Here is a 16,528-nt window from a genome sequence, read left to right as displayed (position 1 = left end):
AAGCTGCGTCAACTGTGATCTTACGCCGCGGCAACACATTGCCCGCCCTGCCCCCTGAGGCGGCCCTTGTCCGGCTGCGCAAAAGAAAACGCCCCGCCGAAACGGCAGGGCGCTGCAAAAGGCGCAAGACTAAACCCGTCCCCGCGGGGACAGGCGGCGTCAGATCTCGCCCGCGGCGGCCTTGCGCATTTCCTCTTCGAACTGGCGGCGCAGTTTCTTGCGCATACCGGCGGCGTGGTGGCGCTTTTTCTCCAGCTCGTTTTCGACCTTCAGATCAGGCACTTCGGCCGGTTTGCCGTCGTCATCCACCGCCACCATGGTGAAGTAGCACGAGTTCGTGTGGCGGCGGGTGCCCTTGCGGATATCCTCGGCCTCGACCCGGATGCCGATCTCCATCGAGGTGCGCCCGGCATGGTTCACGCTGGCGCGGAAGGTGACCAACTCGCCCACGTTGATCGGCTGTTTGAAGGTCACCTGATCCACCGAGAGCGTCACCGCGTAGCGCCCGGAAAACCGCGAGGCGCAGGAAAAGGCGACGCGGTCGAGCAGGTTGAGCAAAGCCCCGCCATGCACCTTGCCGCTGAAATTCGCCATGTCGGGCGTCATCAACACGGTCATCTCTAGTTTGCGCGGGTCCATCGCTTGCTCCGTCACTGGCCTGAACTTCCTGAATTTCCTGAACTTGGCGGAGATAGTCCCAAAAGGGCTCCGAAGCACAGGGCTATCATGGACGCTAGGGCAGCTGCCGCAATATTCCGAAACGGGCAATGGATTTGTGCCGCGCTGTGGCATGGGAAGACACAGGGGCCCACAGGCGTACATCCCCTGACAACGAGCGCCGCAAAGTTGACCAAGGATGCCGATTACGTAAACCTGTTGACGCATCCGTAAGGCAGCGCTACCAAGAACCACGGACTTCAGAAATCCGATCGTTTTTAGGGAGGAGCGATCAATGTCTGAATGCGTGAAGCATTCCGCTATTGTGGCGGCGGGAGCGCTATGTGCGTTACTGCCATTAACGGATCGGGCACATGCAGCCGGGTTCCAATTACGTGAAATGAGCGCCGAAGGTGTGGGCTCTGCCTTTTCCGGATCGACCGCCAAGGCGACCGATCTTTCGACCATCTATACCAACCCCGCCGGGATGATGCGTATTCCGGGGGCGCAGGCACAGTTCGATCTGAACTATGTCGCGCCGACCATCGAGTTTTCGGGCGATGCTGGCGTGGCCGGCTTCCAATACTCGGGCGGAAACAGCGGCAATGCGGGCGAAGGCACGTTCGTACCGGCGTTTTACGGGCTGTTCGACATCAGCCCGACGCTCAAGGCGGGCATTTCGCTGACCGTGCCTTTCGGCCTGTCGACGAAATACGACGACGACTGGAAAGGCCGCTATTTCGCCATCGACAGCGAGATTCAGAACCTCGTTCTGACCCCGAGCATCGCATGGCAGGCGACCGAACAACTGTCGCTGGGCGCCGGTATCCAGATCGGCCATGCCGAGGCGACGCTGTCTCGCGCGATCAACTTGTCGCAGCTTGGTGTTGGGGACGGCCATACCGAGCTGACCGGCGACGGTTGGGGCTATGGCTTCACGCTGGGCATGCTCTACGAGTTCTCGCCGACATCGCGCGTCGGCCTGAGCTATCGCTCGCAGGCGAAATACACGCTTGAAGGCACCGCCAAGATCTCGGATGTGCCGGCTGCGATCGCGGGGATGGTTCCGACGCTGAACAGCTCGGATGCCGAGGCCGATGTCACCATGCCCGATATCGTCTCGATCGGCGGCTATCACGAGATCAACCCACAATGGGCGGTGATGGGCGATGTGTCGTGGACCAATTGGTCGACCTTCGAAGAACTGCGTGTGAAGTTTGACGATGGCCGCCCCGACGACGTGACCGAAGAGAAATGGCACGATTCCTGGTTCGTCTCGCTGGGGGCCGACTACAAGCCGCGCGAGAACCACACGATCCATTTCGGTGTTGCCTACGATCAGAGCCCGGTGCCGGACTCGCACAGAACGGCGCGCATCCCCGATGCCGACCGTTACTGGGCCTCGCTGGGCTACAGCTATGAGTTCGCGCCGGATCGGGTGATCAACGTCGGCTACACGCGTATCTTCTTCGACGAAGCAGATATCGAGGAAACGACGGACTCCGGGACGCTCAGCGGCATCTATGAAGGCCATGCCGATATCCTGAGTGCCAGCCTGACCTACCGGTTCTGAGCCGCCGCCGGGCCCCGCGCAAGCGCACCTGAGGCGCAGCGCGGGACCCGGAAGGCGCCAGCCGATCCACAGAATAGAGACGTGTCTTGCACCTCAAGACATGCCCCCGAAGTCCGCGCCCTGCGAGCGCCGGACCTGCTGCCCTGTACCCGGAGCCCATGCTCATGTGTCCAAATGCCATCGCGCCTGAAGAACTGATGCCGAACCGAGAGGCTGGCGCTGCGCCTGCCCCCTCTCGGCACGCCACGGCGCTTGCGGGCGCCTATGCCCGCCCCATCCCCGCGCTGCTCGACGAAGCCGTGCGTCTGCACGGCGACCGCCCGGCCATGCATTTCCTCGGGCGCCGCTACAGCTATCGCGAGCTTGGCGCGCTGGTCGACCGCGCCGCAGCGGGCTTTGCCGAACAGGGCGTCACCAAGGGCGTCCGCGTCGGGCTGTGCCTGCCGAATGTGCCCGCCTTCGTGATCTGCTATTTCGCCGTGTTGAAAGCGGGCGGAACGGTGGTGAACTTCAACCCGCTCTACGCTCCGCGCGAATTGCAGCATCAGGTCGAGGACTCGGGCGTCACGCTCATGGTGACCACCGATCTGGCCGCGATTTATCCCAAGGTGGCGGCGCAACTGGGGCGCGGGTCGCTGAAGCGGCTGGTGATCTGCCCGATGGCCGAGATGCTGCCGCCTCTCAAAGGCCTGCTGTTCCCGCTGCTCAAACGCCGCGATCTGGCGCGGGTGCCCAAGGATGCGCGGCATCTGCGGTTCCGGGATCTGATCCGCAGCGAAGGCCCGGTGCGCGCGGCCCCGATCACCCCCGAGACCGACCTTGCGACGCTGCAATACACCGGCGGCACGACGGGCCTGTCCAAAGGCGCGATGCTGACCCACGCCAATATCGTCGCCAACGCCGAGCAAATCTTTCAGCGGCTGCCGGACCCCAAGATGGGCGAAGAGCGCGTGCTCGCGGTGCTGCCGCTGTTCCATGTCTTCGGCATGACCGTGGCGATGAACCTCGCCGTCCGCATCGCCGCCGAGATCATTCTGGTGCCGCGCTTTGACATCAATGGCACCATCGAGGTGATCGAGCGCCAGAAGCCGACGCTGTTTCCCGGCGTGCCGACCATCTACACCGCGATCAACCATGCGCTGGAAAAGCGCGCGGCCAATCTTTCCTCGCTGCGCTGCTGCATCTCGGGCGGCGCCCCCCTGCCCGGCGAAGTGCGCCGGGCGTTCGAGACGCTGAGCGGCTGCCGCCTTGGCGAAGGCTATGGGCTTTCGGAAAGTTCGCCGGTGGTTTGCTGCAACCCGCTCGACGGCAGCGCGCGCGACGGCTCCATCGGCAGGCCGCTGGCGGACACGCAGGTGGAGATCCGCGACCTCGACGATCCGACCCGGATTTGCGGCCCGCATGAAAAGGGCGAGCTTTGCGTGCGCGGCCCACAGGTTATGCAGGGCTATTGGAACAAGCCCGAGGCCACCCGCGACACCTTCATCGAAGGTGCGCTGCGCACCGGCGATGTGGGATATGTTGATGAGGACGGCTTTTACTTCATCGTCGACCGGATCAAGGACATGATCCTCTGCAGCGGCTACAACGTCTATCCTCGGGCCATCGAGGAAGCGCTCTACCAGCATCCGGCGGTGGCCGAGGCGGTGGTGATCGGCGTGCCGGACGACTATCGCGGCAGCGCGCCCAAGGCCTTCGTCGTGCTGAAGACGCCGCTCGACGCGCCCGAAGACGCGCTGCACGGCTTCCTGAAGGATTACCTCTCGCCCATCGAGATGCCCAAGCAGATCGAGATTTGCGAGAGCCTGCCCAAGACCCTCGTCGGTAAGCTGTCCAAGAAAGAGCTTGTCGAAGCCGAACGTCTGCGCGCCAAAACCGCCCAATCCGGCGGCACGGTGGCGTCATGAACTACGTAAACGAGATGACGCGCGCGGAAAGGCCTATCCACGGCCCGCTCCACGGTGGTAGAATTCTTGGTGAGGTGCGGGCAGCGCTTTCGCCTAACCCTTTGCTGCGACAGGTTTCAGATGGACAAGCTCTACTCGATCTCGGAACTTTCGAAAGAGCTTGGCGTGACGCCGCGCACCATCCGCTTCTACGAGGAGCAGGGGCTCGTGCTGCCGCAGCGTGTGGGCACCAATCGGATCTACACCTCGCGGGATCGCGGGCGGCTGATCCTGATCCTGCGCGGGAAGCGGCTTGGCTTCACGCTGAAGGACATCCGGGAATATCTCGATCTCTACGACGCCGATCCGACCCAGCGCGAGCAAATCGACGCGCTTTTGGCCAAGGTCCGTCAGCGCATCCACGAACTCGACGAACAGTTCGAGACGTTGCGCGTGACGCTCAAGGAACTGCGCGAGATCGAGCAGATGTCGCTGGACGCCCTCAAGCGCCACGAGACAGAAACCGCGCCGAAGACCGCGCGGACGTCCTGAACACCCACGGAACCCGCAGGGTTTCGCGCTTCCAAATTCCTCACGCAACTCCGGAGAGTTACCGATGACACGTGTCGTTGTCGCGGGCTACATGCGCTCGCCTTTCACCCTGGCCCGCAAGGGCGCTCTGGCCAAGGTCCGGCCCGACGATATGGCCGCGCAGGTGGTCCGGGCGCTGGTCGCCCGCACCGGGGTCGATCCCGAGGGGATCGAGGATCTGCTGCTCGGTTGCGCCTTCCCCGAAGGCGAGCAGGGCCTCAACCTCGCCCGGCTTGTGGGCCTGATGAGCGGGCTGCCGCAATCGGTGGGCGCGGCCACGATCAACCGTTTCTGCGGCTCGTCGATGACCTCGGTGCATGTGGCCGCCGGCTCGATCGCCATGGGCGCCGGAGACGCCTTCGTTTGCGCCGGTGTCGAGAACATGAGCCGGGTGCCGATGATGGGCTTCAACCCGATGCCCCATCCCGAGTTCGCCCGCAGCCACCCCGAGGCCTATATGGGCATGGGTGAGACCGCAGAGAATGTTGCCCGGCGCTGGCAGATCTCGCGGGCCGAGCAGGAAGAGTTCGCCCTCCGCTCGCAGGAGAAGGCCGCCGCGGCGCTGCAGAAGGGTCTGTTTGCCGATGAGATCGTGCCGATCACCGGGCGCGATGGGGTGGTCGAGACCGACGGCTGCCTGCGCCCGGAGACGACGCTTCAGGGTCTTGCCGATCTCAAGCCCGCCTTCGACGCCGAAGGTGTGGTGACGGCGGGCACCTCGTCGCCGCTGACCGATGGCTGCGCGGCGCTGCTGGTGTGCTCGGACAGCTTTGCCGAAGCGCAGGGGCTGCCGATCATCGCCTATGTGAAATCCGTGGCGGTGAAGGGCTGCGCGCCCGACGTCATGGGGATCGGCCCGGTTGCCGCGACCCGCGCGGCGCTGCAGCGCGCCGAGCTTTCCGCCAGCGATCTCGACGTGATCGAGCTCAACGAGGCTTTCGCCAGCCAGTCCATCGCCTGCATCCGCGATCTCGACCTCGATCCGGCGCGGGTCAATCTCGACGGCGGTGCCATCGCGCTCGGCCATCCGCTGGGTGCCACCGGCGCGCGGATCGTCGGCAAGGCGGCGAGCCTGCTGAAGCGCGAAGGGGGCCGTTACGCGCTGGCCACGCAGTGCATCGGCGGCGGTCAGGGCATCGCCACCATTTTGGAGGCCGCATGATGGCCGGTATCGAAAAAGTCGCCGTCATCGGCGCCGGAGTCATGGGGGCCGCGATTGCGGCGCATGTGGCCAATGCCGGGGTGAAGGTGCTGCTGCTCGACATCGTGCCCGAGGGCGCGGCCAGCCGCAACGCGCTGGCCGAAGGGGCCGTGGCGCGGATGCAGAAGGCCGATCCGGCGCCCTTCATGGGGCGCAAGGCGGCGCGGCTGGTGGAGACCGGCAACCTTGAGGACGATCTGGAGCGTCTTGCCGAAGCCGATTGGATCATCGAGGCGGTGATCGAGCGGCTCGACATCAAGCAAGACCTCTATCGCAAGATTGAGGGCGCGCGGAAGCGTGGCAGCATCGTGTCGTCCAACACCTCGACCATCCCGCTGGCGACGCTGGTGGGCGGGCTTCCCGAGAGCTTTGCGCAGGACTTCCTGATCACGCATTTCTTCAACCCGCCCCGCTATATGCGGCTTATGGAACTGGTCACCGGCGCCGCCACCCGCGCCGATGCGGCAGAGCTCATCGCCGATTTCGCCGACCGGCGGCTTGGCAAGACGGTGGTCCGGGCCAAGGACACGCCAAGCTTCATCGGCAACCGCCTCGGCGTCTACTGGCTGCAGAAAGCGGTGATCGAGGCCGCCGAGCGCGGCATCCCGGTGGAGCAGGCCGATGCGCTGATCGGCAAGCCCTTCGGCATTCCCAAGACCGGGGTCTTCGGGCTGCTCGATCTGGTCGGGCTCGACCTCATGCCTCATGTGAACGCGAGCCTCGCCGCCGCCCTGCCGCAGAGCGATGCCTTCCACACCGCCAACCGCCCGCTGCCGGTGGTGCAGAAAATGATCGCCGAGGGCTACACCGGCCGGAAGGGCAAGGGCGGCTTCTATCGCCTGAACCGCGACGGCGGCAACAAGGTGAAAGAGGCGGTCGACCTGTCGAGCGGGCATTACGCAACCGCCCGCAAGCCGCGATCCGAGGCCATGGAAGAGGCCGGGCGCAGCCCGCGCGCGCTCATGGCGCATGACAGCGCCGAGGGGCGTTATGCCGCCGAGGTGATGGGCGCGACGCTGCGCTATGCCGCCGGGCTGGCGGGCGAAGTGGCCGACACGATCGCCGACATCGACGAGGCCATGTGCCTTGGCTACGGCTGGAAGGACGGCCCCTTTGCGCTGATGGACAAGATCGGCCCGGACTGGCTGGCCGAGCGGCTCGAGGCCGAAGGCGAGACGGTGCCGCCGATCCTGCAGCTGGCGCGCGGGCGCAGTTTCTATCGCGTCGAGGCGGGCAAGCTCGAACAGCTGGGCCTCGACGGTGCCTACCATCCGGTGACGCGCCCCGAGGGTGTGCTGCTGCTTTCCGACATCAAGCGCGGCGCAAAGCCTGTGCTCAAGAACGGATCCGCCGCGGTCTGGGACATCGGGGACGGCGTTCTGTGCTTCGAGTTCACCTCCAAGATGAATTCGATGGACGACCAGATCATGGCGCTTCTGGGCAAGACGCTGAAGCTGGTGGAGGCCGAGTATAAGGCGCTGGTGATCCACAACGAGGGCACCAATTTCTCGGTCGGCGCCAACCTCGGCCTCGCCTTCTTTGCTGCCAATATCGCCGCGTGGGACCAGATCGAGGGGCTGGTGGCCTTGGGTCAAAAGACCTTTCAGGACATGCGCTCGGCCCCCTTCCCCGTCGTCGGCGCGCCCTCGGGCATGGCGCTTGGCGGCGGCTGCGAGGTGCTGCTGCATTGCGATGCGGTGCAGGCCCATGCGGAAAGCTACATCGGCCTTGTCGAGGTCGGCGTCGGGCTGATCCCCGGCTGGGGCGGCTGCACCGAGATGCTGCACCGCTGGCAGCGCTTCGGCCGTCTGCCCAAGGGGCCGATGCCGGTTCCGTCGAAGGTCTTCGAGATCCTCAGCACCGCGACGGTGGCGAAATCCGCCGCCGAGGCAAAGGAGCTTCTGTTCCTGCGCCCCGAGGATGGGATCACCATGAACCGCGCCCGGCTTCTGGCCGATGCCAAGGCCCGTGCGCTCGCTATGGTCGAGGGCTACGCCGCCCCCGAGACGCGGGAGTACACGCTGCCCGGCCCGTCGGGCCTCGTTGCCATGGAGATGGCGGTGCAGCAATTTCGCAAGATGGGCAAGGCCACCCCCTATGACGAGATCGTCTCGGTCGCGCTGGCCGAGGTGCTGTCGGGCGGGGGCACCGACCCGATCGAGACCCTCACCGATGCGGACCTGCTGGCCCTCGAACGCGAGCGGTTCTTCACGCTGGTCAAGCGGCCCGGCACGCTCGACCGCATCGAAACCATGCTGATGACCGGCAAGCCGCTCCGGAACTGAACCCCGGCCTTGGGCCGCACAGAACAGGGACATCGCGACGATGGCCAATTACACACCCCCCCTGCGCGACATGCGCTTTGTCTATCACGAGCTGCTGGGCTGCGACGAGCTGGCAGAGCTTCCGGGTTTCGAAGAGTTCACCCCGGATCTGATCGACCCGATCCTCGAAGAAGCCGGCAAGATCTGCGCCGAAGTGCTGCACCCGATCAACCGCTCGGGCGACGAGGAAGGCTGCACTCTGGAAAACGGCGTGGTCCGCACCCCCGCCGGTTTCCCCGAGGCCTATCGCCAGTTCCGCGAAGGCGGCTGGACGGCGATGACCTGCGATCCCGCCTATGGCGGACAGGGGCTGCCCGCCGCCGCCGACGTGCTGGTGACCGAGATGATCTGCTCGGCGAACCTGTCGTTCGGCATGTACCCCGGCCTCTCGCATGGCGCTTATCTGGCGCTGCACAGCCATGGCTCGGAGGAACTGAAGCAGGCGTATCTGCCCAAGCTGGTCGATGGCACGTGGTCCGGCACCATGTGCCTGACCGAGCCGCATTGCGGCACCGATCTCGGGCTTCTGCGCACCAAGGCGCTGCCGCAGGAGGATGGCAGCTTTTCCATCACCGGGACCAAGATTTTCATCTCGGCGGGCGAGCATGACCTGACCGAGAACATCATCCATCTGGTTCTGGCCCGGCTGCCGGATGCGCCCAAGGGCTCGCGTGGGATCAGCCTGTTCCTCGTGCCGAAATTCCTGCCCACCGCGGAGGGCGCGCCGGGCGCGCGCAACGGCGTGCAATGCTCGAGCATCGAGCACAAGATGGGGATCAAGGCCTCGTCGACCTGCGTGATGAACTTCGACGGTGCACAGGGCTGGCTCGTCGGCGCGCCGCACAAGGGCCTGCAGGCGATGTTCACCATGATGAACAACGAACGCCTCGCGGTTGGCGGTCAGGGGCTGGGGCTGGCCGAGGCCGCCTATCAGGGCTCGGTCGCCTATGCGCGCGAGCGTCTGCAGGGGCGGTCGCTGACCGGCACCAAAGCGCCCGACAAGCCCGCCGATCCGATCATCGTGCATCCCGACGTGCGCCGGATGCTGCTGCTGCAGCGGGCGGCGACCGAAGGCTGCCGCGCGATGGCGGTCTGGGTCGCCAAGGAGCTTGATAAGCAGACCCACCACCCCGACCCGGAGGTGCGCAAGACCTCGGAGGATTTCGTGGCGCTGATGACGCCGATCGTGAAGGCGCTGTTCACCGATCTTGGCTTTGAGAACGCCAACCTCGGGATGCAGGTGCTGGGCGGCCATGGCTACATCCGCGAGCACGGCATGGAGCAATACGTCCGCGACGCGCGCATCACGCAGATCTACGAGGGCACGAACGGCATTCAGGCGCTCGATCTGGTGGGCCGCAAGCTGGGAGCCAATGGCGGGCGCTTGCTGCGCCGGTTCTTCCATCCGGTGTCGGAATATATCGAGCAGCACGCGCAGACCCCCGAGATGGCCCACTATATCGCGCCGCTCGCCAAGGCCTTTGGCCGCCTGCAAACTGCCTCGGCCACCGTCGCCCGGCGCGGGCTTGCCAACCCGGACGAAGCCGGGGCGGCGGCCACGGATTACCTGCGGCTCTTTGGCCTGACCGCCATGGGCTATCTCTGGGCGCGCATGGCAGAGACCGCGATGGCGCAGAGCCGTGAGACCGGCGATCCGGACGGGTTCTACGCCACCAAGCAGGTGACTGCGCGCTTCTACATGGAGCGGATGCTGCCGCAGACCGGCACGTTGCTGTCGCAGATCATGGCCGGTGGCGAGACTCTCATGGCGCTCGACGAGGCGGCATTCTGAACGGAACACCGCTCCGGGGCTCGCACCCCGGAGCTTTACCCCGGCGTGTACCAGATCAAGAAGGAACGGGCCAGATGACCGATCTCGGCGGCAAGACACTCTTCATCAGCGGCGGCAGCCGCGGCATCGGCCGGGCCATCGCGCTGCGCGCCGCGCGCGATGGGGCCAATGTGGTGCTGGCGGCAAAGACCGTCACCCCGCACCCCCGCCTGCCAGGCACCATCGAGGACGCCGCGGCGGAGGTCGAGGCACAGGGCGGGCGCGCCCTGCCCCTCCAGCTCGACATCCGTGACGAGGCGGCAGTGGCCGAGGCCGCGCGCAAGGCCGCAGAGCACTTCGGCGGCATCGACATCGTGGTCAACAACGCCAGCGCAATCTCTCTGACGCCCACTGCCGAGACCGAGATGAAGCGCTTCGATCTGATGATGTCGGTCAACATGCGCGGCACTTTCGCGGTCACCCGCGCCTGCCTGCCGGCGCTGAAGCAGGTGCAGAACCCGCATATCCTGACGCTCTCGCCCCCGCCCTCGCTCGACCCGGCGTGGTACGGGCCGCATGTGGCCTACACGATCTCGAAGATGGGGATGAGCCTGTGCGTGCTCGGCTGGGCCGAAGAGTTCCGCCCGCTTGGCATCGCCGCCAACGCGCTCTGGCCCCGCACGGTCATCGACACGGCGGCGCTGGCCATGCTCGGCGGCGCGGTCCAGCCCAAGAACTGCCGCACGCCGCAGATCGTCGCCGATGCCGCCCATGCCATCCTGACCCGCCCTGCGAAAACCTGCAGCGGCAATTTCTTCATCGACGAGGAGGTGCTGCGCGAAGAGGGCACCGCGGATTTCTCGGGCTATGCCGTCGATCCCGGCGAGCCGCTCTTGCCCGACCTCTTCGTCACCGCCGAAAGCTGAGCCCGCGCTATTGTCCTGTCCCATGTCCCGGAAGACGCCCATGATCCCCAGATTGGCACAGATCGCCTGCATCCTGACCCTCGCCGCCACCCCTGCCCTCGCCGCCGATCCGGTGCTGGGAACATGGCAGACCCAGCCCGGCGACGAAGGGCACTTCGGCTTCGTCACCATGGCCCCCTGCGGCAGCAAGATCTGCGGCACGCTCAGCCGCGCCTTCGACGCGACCGGCAAGCCGATCCCCTCCGACACGGTGGGGCGGCAGATCGTCTGGGACATGCAGCCCGAGGGCGCGGGCAAATACGCCTCCGGGCGTATCTGGGCGCCGGATCGCGACAAGACATATACCTCCAAGATGGAGATCGCGGGCGACCGGCTCAAAGTCTATGGCTGCGTCTTCGGCATCTGTCGCAGCCAGACGTGGAGCAGGGTCAGATAAGAGGCTGGCGCTTGGCTTTGCCGGTAGCTTGGCTTGCGGCCCGCTGAGCTGACCTCAGCGAGAGATCGCCCCGTTCAGTCCAACATCTTAACACTTTGCGGGGGACGTAGCGGGAACGCTTTGATGCGAGGCCTGCTTAAGACGTCGCAGAAGATGAACATCGATGTTGTCCCGAGAGATGGTTTTGCTCACTGCGGGACTCGCGTTTCCAAGCGGGCCGAGCTGATCAGTCGCGCTGCGCCGCAGTCAGGTTGACGTTGGCATGGTACCAATCTGAAGTTCCGGTTCCCTCGCCAACGCCATCCTACCCAAAAGACCGGCAGGCTCTGCCCCGCTCGTTTCGCGCTATTCCCCCGGCGTATTTGTCTAAGAGAAGAAGGACCGGCGGCGCGCTCAATGCACCTGCTGGCGGATCGCGGCGGGCAGGCGCGCGGGCTGGCCTTCGGCGGTGATCGCCACCAGCGTCACCTCGGCGCGGAACAGCGGCTTGCCCGCGCGCTGCACCTCCTGCACCAGTCCCAGCCGCACGCCGGAGACCGATTTCACCTCGGTGCGCACGATGAGATCTTCATCGAAATGCGCCGGAGAGAGATAGTCGGCTTCGAGCCGGCGCACCACGAAGACGATGCCCTCGGCCTCGCGCAGCGCGTTCTGGTCGATGCCGCGCGCACGCACCCAATCCGAGCGGGCGCGTTCGATGTATTTGAGGTAGTTGGCGTGGTAGACGATCCCCGCCATGTCGGTGTCTTCATAGTAGACACGCACCGGAAATTCATGGGCCATGCGCCACTCCTACAGCTTGCGGCGCGACCCTAGTGCGGCTGCGACATCGCCGCAAGCCGTGTCGCATTTCCTTTGCCGCCGCATGGGATTAGCGTGCACGCCATGATGACGATCGCAATTCTCGGCGCGGCGCTCTGCACGGCGCTTCTGCTGCTCTGGCCACGGCTTTCGCGCGCGCCGCTCTGGCGCGCCACGATCACCCCTTTGGCCTCGATCATCGGCAGCGGATTTCTGGTGCTGGGCCCGATCCTCGAGAGCGCCTATGGCATCTGGGCCCCGGCGGTGATGGCGGCGCTCTGCCTTGGCGCGTGGCTGTTTGGTGCCGCCGTCCGGACCAATATCGTGCGCCGCGCAAAGGGACCGCGCAGCGCCGCCGAGGAGCGTCTGGAAACCCTCGCCTCCTGGGCGCTGGCCTTCGCCTATGTGATCTCGGTGGCCTATTACCTCAACCTCTTCGGCGCGTTCGGCACCCGGCTGACGCCGTGGAACGACCCGCTGCACGCCAAGCTGCTGACCACCGCGATGCTGCTGATCGTGCTGGCGGTGGGCTGGACCCGTGGCTTCGGCGCGCTGGAGCGGATGGAGCAGATCGCCGTGGGGCTGAAGCTGGCGATCATCGCCGGGCTTCTGGCCGGGCTGGCGCTTTATTTCGCGGGCAAACTCGAAGACGGCGCGCTGCTGTCCAATCCGCCGGGCGTCTCGGGCTGGGCCGCGCTGAGCCTTGGCTTCGGCCTCATCGTCACGGTGCAGGGATTTGAGACCACACGCTATCTGGGAGCCGAATACACCGCCCCCATCCGCATCCGCGCGATGAAACTGGCGCAGGCGCTCTCGGCGGCGATCTATATGGCCTACATCGGGCTTATCGCCTATGTCTTCGCGCCCGGCACCGGCGATCAGAGCGAGACGGCGATCATCGGACTGATGGGGCTGGTCGCGCCGATCCTGCCGCTGATGCTGACCGCCGCGGCGCTGGCGGCGCAGTTCAGTGCCGCCGTGGCCGACACCGGCGGCGCGGGCGGGCTGGTAGAGGAACTGACCCGGCGCCGCATCCGGGTGCGCAGCGCCTATGCGCTGCTGGTGGCGCTTGGGCTCGTGCTGACCTGGACGCTGGATGTCTTTGAGATCATCGCCTTCGCCAGCCGCGCCTTTGCTCTTTATTATGCGCTGCAAAGCGGCATCGCCGCGCTGGCGGCGCGGGCCGAAGCGCGGCGCGGCACGGCGCTGGCCTTCGAGGCGCTGGCGCTGCTGGGACTGGTGATCGCGGTCTTCGGCGCTCCGGTGGAGTGAGGCGGGGCGCATCTGCGCCCCCGGTCTGCCAACTCAGGCCCACCCAGGCCAACCGCCGCGCAGGTTCAGCGGGCGGTCTCGCCTGCCCTGTCCCATGCCGCCTCTGCAGGGTCGTCCGCAGGGCTGCGGACCACCAGCCAGCCCAGCACGGTGAGCAGCGCGAGGTTCAGAACCCCGGCCAGCGCCGCGACGCCGAAGGTAAGCCCGTAGCCGCCAGTCATGTCGAAGAAGAGACCGCCGAGCCAGCCGCCGAGCCCATGCCCGCCCCATGCGAAGGCGATGATGATCCCGCCTGCCCCGGCTCGGCGGTCTGCGGGGATCAGCGCGCGAATGGTGGTCAGCACCCCGGTCATCACACCGGCATAGCCAAAGCCGTAGACCGGCGCGAAGAGGTAGAAAAGCGAGATGTCGTCGATCTGGGTGAAGAGATAGACGAAGGCGGTCTGCCATGCGCTCGCCGCCATATAGGCTGGCAGCGCGCCGATCATATCGGCCAGCTTGCCGAAGGCCACGCGCCCGGCGATGGCGGCAATCATCATCACCAGCACCACGCTGCCCGCCTCTGAGCCGCTGGCACCGCAAAGCTCTACGAGCGGTCCGAGGTGCATCAGCGGCACCGACATCAGCCCGCAGCAGAAGATCACGCCGAGGCTCATCAGCACGACCACCGCCGGTGTCGGCACATTGGGCACCCGCTGCGCCGGTGCCGCCGCGCCCGCCGCCTGCGCGTCCGGGGCGCGGGTCAGCAGGGCCAGCGGCACCAGCAGTACCAGGGTGAAGATGCCGATGGCAATGAAGGCGCCGCGCCAGCCGAAGCTCTCGATCAGCAGCGCATTGGCAAGCGGGATGCCGCCCTGCCCCATGGCCTGCCCGGCCGAGACAATGCCGATGGCAAGCCCCGCGCCAGTGCTGAACCAGCGCCCGACGAGAGCAAAGAGCGGCGCGAAGAGCGCCCCGCCGCCAAGCGCCCCGGCCACGAAGAAGAGCGCGTAGAGCTGCCAGAGCGACGACGCGAAACCTGCCGCCGTGACGCAGGCACCGGTGACCAGCGCGCCGGTGAGAATGACCTTACGCGTCTCGATCCGGTCGGCCAGCCAGCCCATGCCGATCCCGCCAAGCGCGAGGCCGATCAGCCCCGCCGAGTTGATCAGCGCGATGTCGGCCCGGCTCCAACCCATGGCTGTCTCGAGCGGGGTGAAGAAAGCCGAAAGCCCGTTCACCAGCTGTCCCAGCGCCACCGCCAGCAGCAGGGAGGCGGCGATCACGATCACCCAGCGATAGCGGTCAGGCGCCGCTTGGGGCGCCTTCGATGCCTGTTCCATTCCCCTGCTCCTTACGCCGCCGACGGCTTGCGGGGGTGCAGCCAGCCGGGCAGGAAATCATAGGCATTGCCGATGCCTTCGGTGCCGATCTCACGGCCATGCTGCGCCAGAAGCTCCTGAAGAGCGCCGCTGTTGAACGCGTCAAAGGTTTCGGTCGCGCCGCCAAGATGCTGCCCGCCGACAAAGATCTGCGGGATGGTCACCGCGCCGGTCTTTTCGGCAAGCGCCTTGCGCAGCGCCCCGCCCCGATCGCCTTCGCGGTAGGCCGCGCCGTCGAGATCGACCGAAGTGTAGGAGATCCCGGCGGCGGCGAAAAGCTTGCGCACGGACCAGCAGAACTCGCACCATTCCAGTGCGAAAAAGACCACCGGCTCCTCGGGATCGGAAAGCAGCGCCTGAAGCTCGGCGCGCGCCTCGGGGGAGGCCTCTGCCGGGGCGGCCTGCGGCGCAGGCGCGGCACTGGCATCGAAGCGGAAGCGTGGGGTCGAGGCGGCGATGGCCATCTCCTCGGCGTTCATCACCTCCTCGATGGCCCCGAAAAGCGGAGTCGAGAGGTAGCGCTCGCCGGTGTCCGGCAGCATGGCAAGGATACGCGCCCCGCGCGGGGCGCTGCGGGCAATGTCGAGCGCGGCGGCAAAGGTGGCCCCGGCGGAGGTGCCGCAGAGGATGCCCTCAAAGCGGGCCAGATCCTGCGCGCATTTCATCGCCTCGGCCCCGGCCACCGGGCGGATCTCGTCGATCCATCCGGCTTCGAGCACGTCATTTGCCAGCTTCGGGATGAAATCCGGCGTCCAGCCCTGCATCAGATGCGGACGAAAGGCGGGATGACTGGCGGCGGGCGAGCCGTCCTCGTTGAAGGGCTGCACCACCCCCGAAGACAGCAGCGCGGAATTGTCCGGCTCCGAGGCGATGATCTTTGTGGTCGGGCTGCGCTCTTTGATTTTGCGCGCCACGCCCTTCATCGTGCCACCGGTGCCGAAACCCGACACCCAAAAGTCGAGCGGCGCATCGTCGAAAGTGGCAAGGATTTCCTCGGCGGTGGTGCGCGAATGCATGTCGGGGCCCGCCTCGTTCTCGAACTGGCGGGCAAGGAACCAGCCGTGCTCCTCGGCCAGTTCGCGCGCCTTGGCGATCATTCCCGAGCCTTTCTCGGACGCAGGGGTCAGCACCACTTTGGCCCCCAAAAAGCGCATCAGTTTGCGGCGCTCGATGCTGAAGCTTTCGGCCATGGTCACCACCAGCGGATAGCCCTTGGCGGCGCAAACCATGGCGAGCCCGATGCCGGTGTTGCCCGAGGTCGCCTCGATCACCGTCTGGCCGGGCTTCAGCGAGCCATCGCGCTCGGCCGCCTCGATGATCCCCAGCGCCAGCCGGTCCTTGACCGAACTCATGGGGTTGAAGGCCTCGAGCTTGACGTAAAGCTCGACCCCCTCGGGCGCGAGGCGGTTGATGCGCACGATCGGGGTGTTGCCAATGGTTTCGAGGATGGAGGGGAATGCCTTGGTCATCAGGAAAGTCCTTGTGTTCAGGATGTGTGTGCGAAGGTCAAAAAAGCGGAAGAACGCAATGAACGAAGACGCCGCCGGCGAGCGCAAAGGCCGCTGCGCCGAGCAGCCTGCGCCCGCCACGCGCCTTCAGCGCGGCGGGTGGGATGGAGGGATGTGGGCGGATGTCAGCGATAGTCTGCGGTGTCATGTTCATGGCGCGATCCTTTCGTTCGGATGATGCAGCCAGTCTCGCCGTTCCGCGTTTCGCGCCCATGTCCCCA

Annotated in this window: 14 protein-coding genes and 1 pseudogene; 9 read left to right on the top strand and 6 right to left on the bottom strand. The window is 66.1% G+C overall.

Annotation, left to right across the window (positions count from 1 at the left end; genetic code table 11):
* Window positions 1-159 precede the first annotated feature (159 nt).
* Complete coding sequence (locus AYJ57_RS11240) at window positions 160-639, bottom strand: acyl-CoA thioesterase (protein WP_066105068.1); 480 nt, start codon at window positions 637-639, stop codon at window positions 160-162.
* A 418-nt stretch (window positions 640-1,057) separates the two neighbouring features.
* Between AYJ57_RS11240 and AYJ57_RS11235 the strand changes: the two genes are divergently transcribed.
* From AYJ57_RS11235 to AYJ57_RS11200, 8 genes are all read left to right on the top strand, one after another.
* On the top strand, window positions 1,058-2,230 hold the full coding sequence (locus tag AYJ57_RS11235; protein WP_217621104.1) for an OmpP1/FadL family transporter: 1,173 nt from the start codon (window positions 1,058-1,060) through the stop codon (window positions 2,228-2,230).
* Window positions 2,231-2,394: 164 nt separating this feature from the next.
* Complete coding sequence (locus AYJ57_RS11230; protein ID WP_217621103.1) at window positions 2,395-4,137, top strand: long-chain-fatty-acid--CoA ligase; 1,743 nt, start codon at window positions 2,395-2,397, stop codon at window positions 4,135-4,137.
* A gap of 120 nt (window positions 4,138-4,257) precedes the next feature.
* Window positions 4,258-4,668 (top strand): MerR family transcriptional regulator, encoded by a 411-nt coding sequence (locus tag AYJ57_RS11225; RefSeq protein WP_066105065.1) that lies wholly within the window; start codon window positions 4,258-4,260, stop codon window positions 4,666-4,668.
* A gap of 64 nt (window positions 4,669-4,732) precedes the next feature.
* Window positions 4,733-5,869, top strand: a complete 1,137-nt coding sequence (locus AYJ57_RS11220; protein ID WP_066105061.1) for a thiolase family protein — start codon at window positions 4,733-4,735, stop codon at window positions 5,867-5,869.
* Window positions 5,866-8,193 carry a 3-hydroxyacyl-CoA dehydrogenase/enoyl-CoA hydratase family protein gene (locus AYJ57_RS11215; protein WP_217621102.1) on the top strand — a complete coding sequence of 776 codons (2,328 nt, stop codon included), beginning with the start codon at window positions 5,866-5,868 and terminating at the stop codon, window positions 8,191-8,193. Before AYJ57_RS11220 ends, AYJ57_RS11215 begins: the two co-directional genes overlap by 4 nt.
* 40 nt (window positions 8,194-8,233) lie before the next feature.
* Window positions 8,234-10,024 (top strand): acyl-CoA dehydrogenase C-terminal domain-containing protein, encoded by a 1,791-nt coding sequence (locus AYJ57_RS11210; protein WP_066105052.1) that lies wholly within the window; start codon window positions 8,234-8,236, stop codon window positions 10,022-10,024.
* A gap of 74 nt (window positions 10,025-10,098) precedes the next feature.
* Entirely contained in the window at window positions 10,099-10,929 is an 831-nt protein-coding gene (locus AYJ57_RS11205) for an SDR family oxidoreductase (protein ID WP_066105048.1), read from the top strand.
* Between the two features lie 40 nt (window positions 10,930-10,969).
* Complete coding sequence (locus AYJ57_RS11200) at window positions 10,970-11,365, top strand: DUF2147 domain-containing protein (protein ID WP_066105045.1); 396 nt, start codon at window positions 10,970-10,972, stop codon at window positions 11,363-11,365.
* A gap of 393 nt (window positions 11,366-11,758) precedes the next feature.
* Here AYJ57_RS11200 and ybgC read toward each other — a convergent pair whose 3' ends face one another.
* Complete coding sequence (ybgC, locus tag AYJ57_RS11195; RefSeq protein ID WP_066105041.1) at window positions 11,759-12,148, bottom strand: tol-pal system-associated acyl-CoA thioesterase; 390 nt, start codon at window positions 12,146-12,148, stop codon at window positions 11,759-11,761.
* Window positions 12,149-12,250: 102 nt separating this feature from the next.
* Between ybgC and AYJ57_RS11190 the strand changes: the two genes are divergently transcribed.
* Complete coding sequence (locus AYJ57_RS11190) at window positions 12,251-13,438, top strand: APC family permease (RefSeq protein WP_066105039.1); 1,188 nt, start codon at window positions 12,251-12,253, stop codon at window positions 13,436-13,438.
* A 65-nt stretch (window positions 13,439-13,503) separates the two neighbouring features.
* Here the strand turns inward: AYJ57_RS11190 and AYJ57_RS11185 are convergent, their stop codons facing one another.
* The 4 genes and pseudogenes from AYJ57_RS11185 to AYJ57_RS25875 all read right to left on the bottom strand — a co-directional run bounded on the left by AYJ57_RS11185 (window position 13,504) and on the right by AYJ57_RS25875 (window position 16,461).
* On the bottom strand, window positions 13,504-14,760 hold the full coding sequence (locus AYJ57_RS11185; RefSeq protein ID WP_066105035.1) for an MFS transporter: 1,257 nt from the start codon (window positions 14,758-14,760) through the stop codon (window positions 13,504-13,506).
* 11 nt (window positions 14,761-14,771) lie between these two features.
* Window positions 14,772-15,086: a glutaredoxin domain-containing protein gene (locus AYJ57_RS26340; protein ID WP_237220214.1), complete on the bottom strand. Its 315-nt coding sequence runs from the start codon at window positions 15,084-15,086 to the stop codon at window positions 14,772-14,774.
* 144 nt (window positions 15,087-15,230) lie between these two features.
* Window positions 15,231-16,268 (bottom strand): annotated as a pseudogene (gene cysK, locus AYJ57_RS11180) (cysteine synthase A); the annotation flags it as partial.
* 37 nt (window positions 16,269-16,305) lie between these two features.
* Window positions 16,306-16,461, bottom strand: a complete 156-nt coding sequence (locus AYJ57_RS25875) for a hypothetical protein (RefSeq protein WP_157374060.1) — start codon at window positions 16,459-16,461, stop codon at window positions 16,306-16,308.
* Between the last annotated feature and the right edge of the window lie 67 nt (window positions 16,462-16,528).

It is taken from the genome of Salipiger sp. CCB-MM3, assembly GCF_001687105.1.
In the GTDB taxonomy this organism is placed as follows: domain Bacteria; phylum Pseudomonadota; class Alphaproteobacteria; order Rhodobacterales; family Rhodobacteraceae; genus Salipiger.
Note: the sequence above shows the minus strand (reverse complement) of the source record. Positions and strands in the feature narration are given on the sequence as shown.